The sequence below is a fragment of the Actinomycetota bacterium genome, from assembly GCA_030017835.1.
GTDB lineage: Bacteria > Actinomycetota > Aquicultoria > UBA3085 > Oleimmundimicrobiaceae > Yes70-04.
Window position 1 is genome coordinate 1 of the sequence record JASEGU010000020.1, and the last position, 14,889, is coordinate 14,889.

The window sequence follows — 14,889 nt, forward strand, 5'->3', positions numbered from 1 at the left end:
AAGTGGCCGCCTCTTCAAAACCACTAGATGTCAGGTAAGCTGTTGACTAGTACATTTAAAGGGTTGTAAAGGTCTCGGTCTCAATACCGAGAGGCTTCGCTATATGCTCGGACTCTCCGATCTCGCCTTGACCTACGGCATGGTCGCCGCCGCCCTCTCCAACAAGATTGCCATATCGGATGGCTATAGGCTGGCCGCCGAGACCGGAGTTGAGATATATCCCATCCTGGGCGGCGGCTCGCTCCCCTTTAGGGGCAATTTCTCACCCGAAAATATCGATAACGTGATAAAAGATTTTGCCGGAACCCGGACGCTAACCATCCAATCGGCCTTAAGATACGACCACGGTTATGAGGCGACGGCCCTGGTGGCAAAGGTTTTGGCCGAGCGCCTACACAGAGTCGCCCCGCTCAGACTCAGCTCGGATGATAGAGAGATGGTCTTAAACATCATCGCCGTCTTCGTCAAGAACTATCTTAGCTCCTTCTATGATCTTATGGAGGTGGCAACCAAGATATCAGACGTTATCCCGGGCCAGCGGGATCGGCTGGCCCGAAAGAGCGACGTTGGCTACGCAAGGGATCTTCCCCATCCGGTGGAGCTCGCCGATACGCTCAGCGACTTGGAGTTGGCCGCCGAGATACGGAAGATGAAGAGGGAGGGCGCCCCCGAGCTCCCCAGGGCCATATCATTTACGGCCTCCCTCTACAGCATCGGTCTTCCTCCCGAGATAATTGGGGTGGGCAGGGGCCTAAGGGAGGCAAAGGAGAGATACGGGGTTTCCTCATTCGACTGGTTGCTCGAGAATTATCACGGTTTAAAGAATAGTATCTCTTTTGCCTGCCGCTTTGTTCATCTCAAAAACGCGGCCGAATTCTTGGCCCCGAGCGTCATCGCCCAGGCCGAAGAGGATATCGCCCTTATCGACGAGCACCTTGGAATAGCCTGCGCCAAGGAGACCGGCAAGGATAGGCTCTATCAGACTATTTTGGAGACGATGAGACCGATGCTCGGTCAAGTCATCGGGATAGAGGGCGACGCTATCATAAGCGACGAGGGCTTGGAACTCAATCTGGTCAACGAATGGATCTTGCGCCTGGCCAAGATGAGGGGCAGCCTCGGCTAGGATGAGCCGCCCCTCTTAGGTATCGCTTCTGGCCGCAGGCTTTAGAATTGGACGACGATGCAGGTTAAGGTGCGGATGACCCCTTTTATCTTCTGTATCTTCGAGACTATCAGGCCGCCCATATCATCGAAGTTTTCGGCTTCGACGAATGCGATAGCGTCGTAGGGGCCGGTAACCCCATCAACCGATTTGACGCCGGCGATCTTTCGGGTCGCCTCGACCACCTTGGCGGCCTCACCGGCCTCGGCCGTGATCATGACATATGCTTTGACCATTGCTTACACCTCCCCCCTTCAGGCTCAAATATCTTCACCATCTCCCTCCATCTTATCGATATGGCCGATACTATCCTTTATGATTATCTCGGTTCCAAGCCCCTTGGAGATGGCCGAAAGTCTCTTCAATATCACCTCGGCCTCCTCGCCTTGGACCACGGCTGGAGAGCCGTTATTTGCCAGGTAGACCGGGATTATCTCTATGCTCTTTGTTCCCGCTTTATCGATCATAAGGTCGAGGATGAAGGCCTCGCCCGTCTTTCTGCTGAAGTGATCAAAGACGAAATCACCTAGGCTATAGGCTATTACCTTGCCCTTGTAGGTCTCTATGCCCTGGATGACATGAGGGTGATGGGCAAAGACGAGATCGGCCCCGGAATCTATCGAGAGCTTGGCAAGGGTTCTCTGGTAGGCCAAGGGATAGTCCTTGTATTCCATGCCGAAGTGATAAGAGACTAAGACGTAGTCAAAATCGTCTCTTGCCTTCTTGATCTCCTGGATGATCGGATCAAAAGGGGGGCGGGCAAAAGCGACTCCGGCTCTCTTCTCATCCGGCATGAAGCCGTTTGGGACTATCTGGGTGAAGGCGAGGACCGCGACCCTGTTTCCGGCCGCCTCGAGTTCGGCCGGTCTGAAAGCCTCTTCGATATTCATCCCGGCTCCGGAGTGAGCGATCTTAAGATCGTCCAAACTGGCCAGTGTCTCGGCCAAGGCCTCACTACCGTAGTCGAGGGCATGATTGTTGGCGAGCGATACGTAGTCTATCCCGGCCCACTTTATCCCCTCGGCCGCCAAGGGGGAGCCCCTGAAGGTTACGTCCTTGACCAGCCTTTTTCCGCCCACCGCCAAGGGCGACTCTAGGTTTGCCAGGGCGATATCGGCCTTTTCAAGGATATCCTTGACGCCGGCAAAGGGAGCAGTTGGGCCCATCTCTTCGATCAGGGCTTTAACCTTGCGATCGAGCATGACGTCTCCGACGACCATGACTCTTATCTCATCCCTTTGGGGTGCCTCTTCGTCTGTTTCCATCTGACCCGAGGGGGTGGCCGCAATATCTGAGACGGCTTTGGCTTCAAATATTTGACTGAGCCAAGGGACCAAAATGAATAGGGCGGCCACCGCTACGGCGATGATGCCGACTCCGACGAGGTAGGTTAGGTTCCTCTTCATCCGGGTCCTTTTCTTTTCTTTAATGAAGTCCATTCTTTTTCCCATTAATTAAAGAATAGTCCAATCTTCTTTTTAATGCAAGATAGGTGGCCATATAGTATACTATTATGTATTTTCAGCGCCCAAGCAAGTTCTTTGCTCTGTGCCGGTTGAAATCTTTGATATCGTTGAGGTCGAATGGTTGAGAGAGAAGAGTATCTAAGAAGCATATCCCCGGTCGATGAGGTCTTGGCCCTTGCGGCTGTCGAGGAGCTGGCCGAAAACAACCCCAAGGCGGTCGTGACCCAGGCGGTCCGCACGGTCCTTGCCGAGCTTCGGCGCTCCATTTTGGAGGCCAAAGACGAGGAGAGACTGAAAGCCCTCTCCCTGGAGCCGGCCGATCTCGTCCCCTTGATAACCGATCTCGTATCCGAGGTCATGTCGCCCTCGCTAAGAAGGGTCATCAACGCGACCGGTGTTGTCGTCCATACCAATCTGGGCCGCTCCATCCTCTCGCCGCTGGCCGTCGATGCGGTCTTGAGCGTTGCCAGCAATTACTCTACTCTGGAATTTGATCTCAAGGAGGGCAAAAGGAGCAACCGCCAGGTCCATATCGAAGACCTTTTGGTCACCATAACCGGGGCGGAAAGCGCCATGGCCGTCAACAACAACGCAGCCGCCGTCTTTCTGGCCTTGAGCGCCTTGGCCAATGGTAAAGAGGTCATAATTTCGCGGGGCGAACTCGTCGAGATCGGCGGCTCCTTTAGGATACCTGATGTCATGGTCGCCGGAGGCGCGATCCTCTGCGAGGTCGGCACGACCAATAAGACCCATTTGAAGGATTTTGACGGGGCCATCGGGCCTGAGACGGCCCTTCTCCTCAAGGTCCATACCAGCAACTTTGCGATGAGGGGCTTTACGGCCGAGGTTCCGCTCAAAGAACTGGTTGAATTGGGCGCTAAGAAGAATATCCCGGTCATGCACGATCTGGGAAGCGGGGTCCTGATCGATCTCGCTCAATACGGCTTGAGTTACGAGCCGGGAGTCAAAGAGTCGGTTCTGGCCGGAGCTGACATAATAACCTTCAGCGGCGACAAACTTCTGGGCGGGCCGCAGGCCGGTCTCATCGTCGGCAAGAAGGATTTCATCGAGCGCCTCAAGGGCCATCCCTTGGCACGGGCCTTGCGCTTGGATAAGATGACCCTGGCCGCCTTAGAGGAGACACTTCGCCTCTATCTCGATCCTGCCCAAGCGATCAAAGAGATCCCGACCTTGAATATGATGCTCACCCCCCAAGCCGAGCTCAAGAAGAGGGCCGATGGTCTGGCCAAGAGACTGAGAGAGGTCGGCGCGGGCCGCCTTAATGCTCAGGTCATGGCCGATCACTCCAAGGTGGGCGGGGGAGCCCTTCCCTTGGAGGAGCTGCCGACCTTCGTCGTTTCTGCCGCGGCCGAGTCACTTTCGGCCGCGGCCTTCGAGGCGGCCCTTCGAAGGGCCGAGACGCCCGTAATAGTCAGAGTTAAGGATGAGCGGGTCATCTTCGACGTAAGGACGATCCAGAGGAGCGAGATAGCCGAGATAGCCGAGGCCGTCCAAAGCATCTTGAATCTTTAAGCAGTCTTAGGGGCGTCAAGTTTGAAGAAGATAATCATCGGAACCGCAGGCCACATAGACCACGGCAAGACCACCCTCATAAAGGCCCTAACCGGCGTCGATACCGACCGCCTGGCCGAAGAGAAGCGGCGGGGCATCTCGATAGATCTCGGGTTCACCCAATTTAAGTTGCCAAGCGGTGTGATCATTGGCATAGTCGACGTACCAGGTCACGAGAAATTCGTCAAGAATATGCTGGCCGGGGCGACCGGCATCGACCTTCTTCTGCTGGTCGTCGCCACCGATGACGGCGTGATGCCTCAGACCAGAGAGCATCTGGCCATCGCCGGTATCTTGAACGTGAAGAGGGCTATCGTCGCCCTGACCAAGGCCGATCTCGTCGATCCCGCCTGGCTCGACATGGTTCGCTCAGAGGTTGTAAAGTTTCTTTGCGGGACCAATTTTGAGGGCTCTCCCATCATAGCCGTCTCCTCGGTTAGCGGTTTGGGTCTAAATGAGCTGGTTGGCGAGATAGAAGGAGTCGTGGGGGAGATTGAAGAGAGGGATTCATCTGGTAGGATAAGGCTTCCCATAGACAGGGTCTTTACCATAAAGGGGGCCGGAACGGTTGTGACCGGAACTCTCTGGTCGGGCCGGATCGGACTGGAGGATCAGCTCGTAATCCTGCCAAGGGGTTTAAGCGTTAGGGTGCGGGGGCTCAATGTCCACAATCGCCGCGTAAAAGAGGCCTTCGCTGGTCAGCGGGTAGCGGTAAATTTGGCCGGAGTCGATCCAAGTCGCCTCTCTCGGGGAGACACCCTCCTTGAGGCGGGATACTTAAAGGAGACGGATCTATTCGACGCCAAATTCCATCTTTTGGCCGATGCGGTAAAGCCGCTCAAAAATGGAAGCCGGGTCAGGATCTATCATGGGACCAGGGAGGTTCTGGCTAGGATAAAACTGCTTGAGCCAGGAGAGATCGCACCATCCAGCGGCGGCTTAGTCAGGTTCGAACTGGAATCGCCACTCGTCCTTAAGCTCGGCGATAGGTATATAGTGAGGAGATATTCACCCGTCCATACCATCGGCGGCGGCAGCGTCCTAGATCCCGCTCCCAAGAGGGGGCGCCGCTTAAAGACGGCTCTCCTTGCCAGGCTGAAAGTCATCGAAGGGGGCGAGGCCAAGGCCATCATCGAGGTGATCTTGAGAGAGTCAAATGGTCCGCTTGGCAAAAAGGATATCATGGCCGAAGGCGACATCTTAGAAGGCGACTTGGAGGTCGCCCTGACCCTCCTTGAAAAAAAGGGAAAGGTCACCCGGATCGCCGGCGACAAGGGACCGCTCTATCTCACCTCTGCCATGTATAATGAGACCAGAGAGAGGGTGGCGTCAGCTCTAAGGGATTTTCATACCAAGAATCCCTTAAGCGCGGGGATGAAGAGGGAGGCCCTCAAGGTCGAGGCGATGGCCGGCTTTGGTTCCAAGGAGGCAGACGCCTTTCTGACCGAGCTCAAAGAGAGGGCAGCGGTTGTCCTAAGCGGCGATGTGGTCAAAGATGCTCTGGTCAAAGAGGCGCTGGACGAATCGAGCGAAGAGAAGATGGAAGAGGTATTCTTCCTCATCAAAGATGGCGGGCTGGCTCCTCCGACTCTGTCCGAGCTGGAAGGCGCAAGCAAGGCTATGGCCGCTGAGCTCAAGGAATACTTACGGATATTGACTTCAGCGGGCCGGGTTGTAAGAATAAGACATGATCTCTTCTACGAGGCGGACTCGCTCTCTATGATAGAAGCCGGTCTCATAGCCCATCTAAAAGAGCACGGCCGAGTGGGTCCGGCCGATTTCAGAGAGATCTTTGGGATAAGCCGCAAATATATCCTTCCACTCCTTGAGTTCTTCGATGCGAAAAAGCTTACCAAGCGGGTCGGAAACGATAGGATCTTGAGATAGAGATCTTCTAGACCGATATTAACCTCAAAGCTCTTTTTTTGGGGGCGGATTGGTCCCTGGTGGGCCACCTGGTCTTCAAAACCATGGCAGGGTGTGAAGAACATCCCGGGTGGGTTCGATTCCCACACGCTCCCGCCAATCGAATTATTTAGTTTAAAGAAGCTTCATCGTTGTCAAACCGTGTATCTTAAATATAAAATATTATATGATGGATTTCGAAGTCATTGAGGCTTTGGCCAAGGAGACGGCTTGGAAATAAAACCAGATCACTACAGGTTAACAATCCTTTCCGCTGCGGCCGCCTTGGTCATTATGATCGAATATATCCTCCACTTCACATACAAACTCGAACTCTTCAGCGCAAATCTTCTCTTCATCCCCATAGTCATAGCCGCCTACTGGTGGGGCTTTTCGGGAGGTTTTGCGACCGGTCTCATCTTTGCCGCCCTTCACATCATATTAGAGTTACTTCTGGCCAGAGAGCCCAATTTCACCTGGATAATGGTGATGATCCTTCGGAGCTCGGTCTTTGTGATCGTGGGCTGTTTAAGCGGCCTCTTCGAAAAGGAGAGGATTATGACCATCTTAAAACTCACTCAGAAAGAGGAAGAACTGGATAGATCGAGGGAGGTCCTTCAGGATTGGAGCAAGCTGCTCGAGCAGAGGCTTAACGAGAAGACCGAGGAGATATTCACCCTCTACAAGATCAGCAAGGAGACCTCGACCGCCATGGACCTTAAGCTCCTACTCAAGAGGGTCCTGGAGATAATAATGCCCATAATCGACGCCGATGTCGGAGCCATCCTCCTCATCGATTCCGAAAATCTGGTCAAATGCTGGGAGGAGAGGGGCTGCACCAACAGAAATTGCCCCGTCTTCAAATCCACCAATTTAAAGTGCTGGGCGGCCAGTAGCAGAAGCGTGGCAAAGGAGGCTGGCTACAAGACCAAACTGAAGCGCTGCGTAAAGTGCGACATCTTTAAGAATCTCGAATTGAAACCGGTGGCGACCTTTGGTCTGGACAAGAGGGTGGCCGCGGGCTTCAAGACCAAGCTGGGCGATAGCCTTTTGGGAGAGGCCATCCTCGAGGGCAAACCCGTGATCGAACAGGTTAAAGACATCGAAGGCGATAACGGTCTCCTCGACATCTACATCGACGACATAAAATCGATAGATTTGGATGTCCTCAAAAACCTGCATCGGGTGCTGGAGGGTGACTTAGATCACGCAACCAGCGACGCCATCCTTGTCGCCGACGAGTCGGGCATTCATCTTCCAAGGACCCATGTCATCCTACCCCTATTTTCGGAGGGCGAGATATTGGGCGTCCTCTACTTCGCCAACACCCAATCCAGGGAGTATCGGGAGGATATCATCGAGATGCTGACCACCGTGGCCGACCGGATAGCCGTGGCCATCGATAACGCCCAGCTTCACAAGGAGGCCAAGACCCTGACCATGACGGACGATCTTACCGGCCTTTTCAACTTCCGCTACTTCCAGGATCAACTGAAGAAGGAACTCGCCAGGTCCAACCGGTACAAGAGACCTGTCTCTCTTATAATCTTAGATATTGACAGGTTCAAGCATTACAACGATACCTACGGCCACTGGGCGGGTAACCTGGCCATCAAGGGCCTCTCGGTCCTACTCATCGAGGGCATCAGGGAGAAGATAGACATCGCGGCCAGATACGGCGGAGAAGAGTTCTGTCTGATCCTTCCCGAAACCGGTAAAGAGGCCGCCATGGAGATATCCGAGAGGATCAGAGCCGCAGTCGAGGCCAACGACTTTGATAAAGAGGGCTTAAAGATCGGCTCAAAACTTACGGTTAGCATCGGGGTTGCGACCTATCCCTTCGATGCCGACGACGTCGATTACTTCATCAAGGCGGCCGACAAGGCTCTCTATAAGGCCAAACAGACCGGAAGGAACAGGGTGGTAAGCGCTAGGAAGAAGAGGGTCAAGGTTGAGCCGGATAAAGAGCGGGGATAATTCAAAAAATTGTGATGAAAGATAAGATGGATAAAAAGGGGGCCTAAAGGCCCCCTTTTTATCCGTTTAAGGCTTCAATATTCTGCTTTCAAGCGTCACTCGGCGGCTTCGGCTTCATCGGTCTTGCCGTTCTTGATGTGGTTTCTCTTCTTTGCCCCGATCTTCTTCTGCCCCCAGGTCTCATTCTCATAAGCGGTCCAATCAAAGTTCTCCACCCCGCCCAGCTTAGCGTTTGGCCTGGGTGTTGACCTGAAATTTTTTGCATCAACCTCCGCTTCCTCGACCTCAGGGTCATGGATCTTCAGCTTGAGCATAATCTTCTCTCCAACCCTATCTTGGATCTTCAGCTTTAGTTGGTCCTTGGACTCAATCTGTTCGGTTGTGCGGATCTCCCTGCGCATTCTGATAAGCTCATGCACGAAGGCGCTGACGACCTGACCGTGGGTTACCGGCCTCTCTCTGATCTCATCTTCGCCCGGAACCGTCCCCTCTTCGGTTTCCGAATCGGTCTCCTCCTCTTCAGATGGAATAATATCCCCCTCGGCTTCTGCCTCCTCCTCGGCCAGTCTCTCCGATAAGGGCCTGAAGGTTATTCTGGCCATGGTCGAGACGATCTTGCCAAAGAGGTTTCCCAGCCTGTAGTTGCTAAGGAGCTCGCCCACCTCATCTTCGCCATTCTTTATGACGGCGAAAGTGCCGCTATCCCCCTCGACCTTCTTGTCGGCCGGGATGACGACGAAGGTGAAGCCGAAGATGGTAAAGGCGTAGGTATTCGCCTCGACCTCCTCCGTCTCTCCTTCGGTAACGGGAAGGGTCCCCTCCTCTTCTACTGCCAAGGCCAAGGATGGCAAGGCCAGGGCCAGAATTATCATCAAGGCTATGAGTCGCTTCATCTTAAATCCCTCCCTTCGTTCTGTTTTTACAATTTCTTAAACGTCCTTTACCTCTTTAAGATACGGTCCGATAAATAGAATCGTAGATATTTTTTCTTCCTGATATTAGAATAGACGTAGTCAAATCTAGCCATATCACTTTCTTAGGCGGCCACCAAGATGGGTTATTTCCAAGAGAAGTCCGAGATCATCACCAATATCAATTGGCTCATCAGGTTGAGATGGATCGCATCCTTCTCGATATTCACTTTAATTGTCTTGTCCCAGTTCTTTATAACAGAGTCTGCGCTGATAACCCAGTTCATCCTGCTTCTTATCGCCGTCATCCTTCATAACTTGGTAGTATCCTATCTTACCCAGAGGCTTCAAAAGGACTTTACGAAAGAGGGAGCGAGGAGCCTTTCCGTCTTTCAGGCATCGATCGATCTTTTGATGGTGATCTTCCTGATCCACCTCTCCGGCGGCATCGAGAGCATCTTTCTCTACTTTTTGGTCTTTCAGATGATAATCGCCGGCATAATGCTGCCGAAAAAAGAGGCTTACCTTCAAGCCCTTTTAGCTTCCGTCCTCTGCGTCTCAATGTTCTTTGCCGAGCACTTCCGACTCATTGGCCACCTTCATGTCATAACTTCGAACCTTCCTCTGCATGGCCTCCATGCGGACCGCACCTATCTTCTGATAAAGTCGGTAGAATTTCCCATTATTCTTATGGTCACCACCTACTTGGCCGACTATCTCTCCACCATGCTCAGAACGAAGCAGGAGGGGATCAAGGAGCTGACCACCCTGATAAATATCGGCAAATTTTTGAGCTCCAGCCTGGATCTGGATGAGACCTTGAATATCATCTTGGATACGGCCATAGCCGAGGCGGGAACCAGCGCGGGAAGCGTCGCTCTCTACGATGAGGAGGAGGACGAGCTGACTTTGAAGGCGGCCAAGGGTTTCAGCAAGAGCTTTATCAAAAAAACCCATAAGTGGCGGCTAAGGCCGGGCGGGATGACCGAGGCCATCGTCAAGAACAAGAAGACCTTCGTTATTGAGGATGTCTCCAAGGAGTTCGTCTTCACCAACCCCATCGGTATCGATGAGGGTATAGCGGCCCTGATAGCCGTGCCCCTGGTCACCGAGGATAACGTGATCGGCGTCCTATACGTCGATGACTTTAAGCCACGCAAGTTTACCGAGAGCGAGGTCAGGATGGTCTCCCTCTTCGCCACCCAGGCGGCCATCGCCATCGCCAACGCTCAGCTTCACGAGCAGACCAGGAATCTGGCCATACGGGACGGGTTGACCGGTCTATTTAATCACCGTCATTTCAGGAATACCTTGGAGAAGGAGATCAAAAGGTCCGACCGCTATCACCACCCCCTTGCGCTGACCATGATGGATATCGATAACTTCAAGGGATACAATGATAGCCACGGTCATCTGGAGGGCGACGACCTCCTTAGGTCGGTGGCCGATCTTCTCTCCAAGCACGCCCGTCAGATAGATATCGTGGCCCGCTATGGCGGGGATGAATTCTCGATAATCTCGCCGGTCACCGAGAAGGAGCGGGTCATCGAGATGGTTAAGAGGATAGACCAAGAGATAGTTGAGAAATTCTTCAAAGTCAACAAGGGCTATGAATTGGTCGGGATGAGCTATGGTGTGGCCTCCTTCCCTCAAGATGCCAAGGACGCCGATGAGCTGATCAAGAAGGCCGATCTCGCTCTCTACGAGGCCAAGAGATCCAAGAGGAAGCGGATCGCCGTCTACAACCCCGCCAAATACGATTGATCCCATCACGGGTGGTTCCATCCACCCGCAAATGGCCGTGGGCTATGAGCCTTAAGATCGCAACTTGAACTATCAATTCTTATGAAACTCTAAGGAGTCTTGGAATGAGGCTTATTAAGCTTGGGAGCAGAGGCAAAGAGGTTGAAGATATCCAGTCCAAACTCGCGAAACTGGATTATGATGTCGAACCGGCCGAAGGTCAGGCCCTCTTTGATGAGAAGACCCTGGTGGCCGTCAAGACCTTTCAGCAAGATAGGGGTCTTGTGGTCGACGGCATTGTCGGTGAGGAGACCTGGCGTGAACTCGTGGAAGCCAACCTGAGGCTGGGCGATCGCCTTCTCTATCTCAAATCCCCCTATCTGAGGGGAGATGATGTCCGCCAGCTCCAGAAGTGGCTCAATCGCCTTGGGTTTTCGACCGGAGCCGTCGATGGCATATTTGGTCCAACCACCGAAGCGGCCTTGATCGAATTCCAGAAGAACTTAAACCTCGCTCCCGACGGGATGGTCGGCCGGGCGACCATGGAGGCTTTCCATAACCTAAGGAGCATATTGGACGCCGAATATAAGATCGCCTTTCCCTGGGAGGACAGGCTGAAAGGGGCTTCAGCCATCTCTCTTCTCGGCGAGCTGAAGGTGGCGGTCGATTTTGGGCACGGCTATCCGCCCGACCCGGGAGCCGTCGGGCCGAGCGGACTCAAAGAGAGCGAGGCGGCCGAGGATCTGGGCCTCCGCCTTGGGGCTCTCCTTACCATGTTCGGAAGCAGGGTCATCTACACCAGAGAGGTCGGCCAGTTTGTCGGCCTCTCCGAGCGAGCGGCCCTTGCCAATCGCAAGGGGGCCGATATCTTCATAAGCTTCCACTTGAATGGCTCGACCAACCCCAAGGCGGAGGGGACGAGCACCTACTATTTCGCTGGCGGCGACCAATACTCCAGAGCCGGCAGGGATCTAGCGACCAACATACATAACGAATTGCTTGTGGCCCTGGGCAGACCGGACGACCGCATCCACGGTAAAAATTTCTCCGTCCTTCGCGAGACTAAGATGCCGGCCGTCCTTCTGGAGCCGCTCTTCATCACCAACCCTCACGAGGAGGCTCTTCTTGCCGATGAGAAGGTTCGCCAAAGGATCGCTGTGGCCGTCTTCGACGGGGTCAAGAAGTATCTCAATTCCTAACCCAAGTTTGCCTTATCAAGGAGGTTGTGGTAGAATTTCTTGGTTATTTGGCGAACCAACTGGAGGAGATCTTATTTCAGAAAGCAAAATAGCTAACCTCAAAAAGCTCTCCATAGCGCTTCCGATAATCATCCTTACTCTAGTCTCATCCACCTTCACCTCGTTTGCCGTGCCCGCGAGCAGTCAGGCCCAAAAGCTCAAGCGGGAGCTTGAGGCATTGGACGATAAGCTGGGCATAGCCACCGAGAAATATAACGAAGTCAACTCCAATCTGACCAAGACCAAAAATGAGATAACCCAAAATGAGATATATCTCAGCAAATCCGAGCGGGATCTGGCCAATTACAGGGTGGCCCTAAACAATCGGGTCGAAGAGATATATAAATACGGCGAAATCGGCCTGCTCGACGTCATCTTCGATGCAGAAAGTTTCCAGGATCTGATAACTCAGATGGATCTGATAGAGAGAATCACCTTGAGTGACGCCGAGATGATCGAGGCCATAACGACCAAGCGGGCCGACATCGAGAAGAACAAGGAGGCCCTTAAAGAGAAGAAGAAACGCCAAGAGGAGCTGATGAAAAAGATAGGCGAAGAACGCCTTTTGATCGCCAATCAGCTCTCCAGCCGGAACGCCCTATATAACAGGATAAAAGGGGATATCTCCGCCCTTGAGGCGGCCGAGAGCGCAAGGCGGGCCATGGCGGCCGAGCAGGCCAGAAGCTCCACAAACTCGGTCTCGCGCGGCGGCAACAAGGCCGTCGTCGATATCGCCACGAGATACCTTGGGATCCCCTACCAATGGGGGGCCGACGGTCTCGATTCCTTCGATTGCTCCGGTTTCACCATGCATGTCTACTCCAAAGTCGGCGTCAAATTGCCCCACTCCAGCCGGTCGCAGTATAGCTCGGGCAAGAGGATAAGCCGCGACCAGCTGGCCCCCGGCGATCTCGTCTTCTTCGGCCGTCCCATCCATCATGTCGGCATCTATATTGGAGCCGGAAACTTCATCCATGCGCCGCGTACCGGTGATGTCATCTCCATCGATAGCTTGAGCAGCCGCAGCAACTATGTCGGGGCTTGCCGCCCCTAAGTGATGAGAGATGAAATTCATCGATGAGGTAATCACGGTCGATACCGGCTCCAAGGTCGAGCTCATCGACATCACCGAGAGCATCACCTCAATCATCGCCAAAAGCGGGATTAAGACCGGTTCGATAACTCTCTTCTCGGTTCATACTACAACCGCCCTTATAATCAACGAAAATGAAAAAGGTCTTGTAAAAGATATTGAAGATGCCATAATATCTTTTATAGGTCGGGACTTGGGTTATCGTCATAATGCAATCGACAATAATGCCCCCTCTCATATTGCGGGGGCTTTTTTGGGCAACGATTTAAGCCTTATCGTCAAGGGCGGTTCGCTCGTCCTTGGCAGAGGATATTTCTGGTCGAACTCGACGGGGCAAGGAGAAGAAAGGTAAGGCTAAGGATAAACGGTGAATAGGACGGCTCTAATCTACGATCCCGTTTTCTTGGAACATAAGACCGGCGCAAAGCATCCCGAAAAGCCGGAAAGGCTCCTGGCCGTCATGGGTCATCTCAAGGAGACTGGCATACTACCCAAGCTCGCTCAGGTAAGACCGAGGAAGGCGACGATGGGTGAGATAGCCATGGTCCACGTCAAGGATTACATCAGTGAGCTCAAGACCATGACCGATAAGGGCGGCGGCCACTTGGATCTGGATACGGTCGTCTCCAAAGGCTCATTTAAGGCGGCCTCCTATGCGGCCGGAGCCGCTCTTGCGGGAGTGCAGAAACTCTTGGACAAGGAGTTCGATAATGTCTTTGCTCTGGTCCGCCCGCCCGGTCACCATGCCCGCTCCAACTGGGGAATGGGTTTCTGTATCTTCAACAACCTGGCCATAGCGGCCAGATACGCCCAGAAGATGGGTCTAAAGAAGGTCTTAATCCTCGACTTCGATGCCCATCACGGCAACGGCATCCAGGATATCTTCTATAGCGATCCTTCGGTTCTCTATATCTCTATTCATAATCATCCCTTCTATCCGGGAACAGGCTTCTTAAACGACGTCGGCATCGGAGAGGGCAAGGGTTATACGGTCAACTTTCCGATGAGCCAGAGGGCCGGCGACGAACTATATTTAAGGACCTTCAAAGAGATAATAGCCCCGATATCAAGGCAGTTCAAACCGGATATCGTTATGATAGCGGCCGGATTCGATGGCCACCATTGTGACCCCTTGGGCGGACTTGGTCTGACTTGCATGGGATATTCAAAGATTGCCAAGATAATGCTAGAATTGGCAAGCGAGCTCTGCAAGGGCAGACTCCTCATCGCTCTGGAAGGTGGCTACGATCTGATCGCCCTCTCCTACTCGGTTGCCGCAGTCTTAAATGAGATGGCCGCTCTGGGGCTAAAGGCGGAAGACCCTTACGGTCAAGTGGTCGAAGATTTGGATGAAGATCCGGATCTCATCGAGTCCTTCAAAGAGATGCACGGTAATTATTGGAAGATTTAACTGTCGGGATGTGGCTCAGCTTGGCAGAGCGCCACGTTCGGGACGTGGAGGTCGGCGGTTCAAATCCGCCCATCCCGACCAATCTAAACATTGCGAATTTTGCGGGCAGTTTGTTTGCTCGCTCGCCCCGCCTTCGGCGGGTCTCGCTTCGCAAAAAGCCCTGTATTTCGGAATTAAATCGTAAGGTCGGACAAATTCAAATTCGGCTTTTCGGGAAAGCAAACGGCGGTTCGTTCCAATTTTTTCCGCCAATGATTTTATTTCATAAAAATCATTGGACAAAGCAAGTTTTTCGGCGTGGTGAGCGGTATTTATCCAGTTTTTCAAAGGTTCAATCCAATTGTTTCCCTTTTTGTTTCCGTTTCCTTGATTTTCTCATTAAAGCCAAGATATCCACTTGTCCAAAAG

12 protein-coding genes, 2 tRNA genes and 1 pseudogene are annotated in these 14,889 nt (G+C 53.2%); 12 read left to right on the forward strand and 3 right to left on the reverse strand.

Annotation, left to right across the window (positions count from 1 at the left end; all coding sequences use genetic code 11):
• The first annotated feature begins 94 nt into the window (after positions 1–94).
• Positions 95–1,126 (forward strand): annotated as a pseudogene (gene ppcA / locus QMD53_05535) (phosphoenolpyruvate carboxylase).
• A gap of 41 nt (positions 1,127–1,167) precedes the next feature.
• On the opposite strand, the gene QMD53_05540 reads toward ppcA, so the two are convergent.
• A complete protein-coding gene (locus QMD53_05540) occupies positions 1,168–1,401 on the reverse strand; it encodes an Lrp/AsnC ligand binding domain-containing protein (protein ID MDI6800113.1) in 234 nt (77 codons plus the stop codon).
• A gap of 24 nt (positions 1,402–1,425) precedes the next feature.
• Positions 1,426–2,571 (reverse strand): CapA family protein, encoded by a 1,146-nt coding sequence (locus tag QMD53_05545; GenBank protein ID MDI6800114.1) that lies wholly within the window; start codon positions 2,569–2,571, stop codon positions 1,426–1,428.
• Positions 2,572–2,748: 177 nt separating this feature from the next.
• Between QMD53_05545 and selA the strand changes: the two genes are divergently transcribed.
• From selA to QMD53_05565, 4 genes are all read left to right on the forward strand, one after another.
• Positions 2,749–4,164, forward strand: coding sequence for an L-seryl-tRNA(Sec) selenium transferase (gene selA, locus QMD53_05550; GenBank protein ID MDI6800115.1), 1,416 nt, complete (start codon positions 2,749–2,751; stop codon positions 4,162–4,164).
• 21 nt (positions 4,165–4,185) lie between these two features.
• Entirely contained in the window at positions 4,186–6,090 is a 1,905-nt protein-coding gene (gene selB, locus QMD53_05555) for a selenocysteine-specific translation elongation factor (GenBank protein ID MDI6800116.1), read from the forward strand.
• Positions 6,091–6,130: 40 nt separating this feature from the next.
• Positions 6,131–6,228 (forward strand) — tRNA-Sec (locus tag QMD53_05560).
• Between the two features lie 111 nt (positions 6,229–6,339).
• A complete protein-coding gene (locus tag QMD53_05565) occupies positions 6,340–8,085 on the forward strand; it encodes a diguanylate cyclase (protein ID MDI6800117.1) in 1,746 nt (581 codons plus the stop codon).
• A 95-nt stretch (positions 8,086–8,180) separates the two neighbouring features.
• Here QMD53_05565 and QMD53_05570 read toward each other — a convergent pair whose 3' ends face one another.
• The gene (locus tag QMD53_05570; protein MDI6800118.1) at positions 8,181–8,978 is read right to left on the reverse strand and encodes a hypothetical protein; all 798 of its coding nucleotides are present in this window, start codon (positions 8,976–8,978) and stop codon (positions 8,181–8,183) included.
• 159 nt (positions 8,979–9,137) lie between these two features.
• Between QMD53_05570 and QMD53_05575 the strand changes: the two genes are divergently transcribed.
• The 7 genes from QMD53_05575 to QMD53_05605 all read left to right on the forward strand — a co-directional run.
• Complete coding sequence (locus tag QMD53_05575; protein MDI6800119.1) at positions 9,138–10,760, forward strand: diguanylate cyclase; 1,623 nt, start codon at positions 9,138–9,140, stop codon at positions 10,758–10,760.
• 104 nt (positions 10,761–10,864) lie between these two features.
• Entirely contained in the window at positions 10,865–11,938 is a 1,074-nt protein-coding gene (locus QMD53_05580; GenBank protein ID MDI6800120.1) for an N-acetylmuramoyl-L-alanine amidase, read from the forward strand.
• A gap of 217 nt (positions 11,939–12,155) precedes the next feature.
• Positions 12,156–13,031, forward strand: a complete 876-nt coding sequence (locus QMD53_05585) for an NlpC/P60 family protein (GenBank protein MDI6800121.1) — start codon at positions 12,156–12,158, stop codon at positions 13,029–13,031.
• 10 nt (positions 13,032–13,041) lie between these two features.
• On the forward strand, positions 13,042–13,422 hold the full coding sequence (locus QMD53_05590) for a secondary thiamine-phosphate synthase enzyme YjbQ (protein MDI6800122.1): 381 nt from the start codon (positions 13,042–13,044) through the stop codon (positions 13,420–13,422).
• 15 nt (positions 13,423–13,437) lie between these two features.
• On the forward strand, positions 13,438–14,481 hold the full coding sequence (locus tag QMD53_05595) for a histone deacetylase (protein ID MDI6800123.1): 1,044 nt from the start codon (positions 13,438–13,440) through the stop codon (positions 14,479–14,481).
• Between the two features lie 4 nt (positions 14,482–14,485).
• Positions 14,486–14,562 (forward strand) — tRNA-Pro (locus QMD53_05600).
• A partial coding sequence (locus tag QMD53_05605; GenBank protein ID MDI6800124.1) for a hypothetical protein occupies positions 14,526–14,889 on the forward strand: 364 nt, incomplete at its 3' end. The genes QMD53_05600 and QMD53_05605, both read left to right, overlap by 37 nt.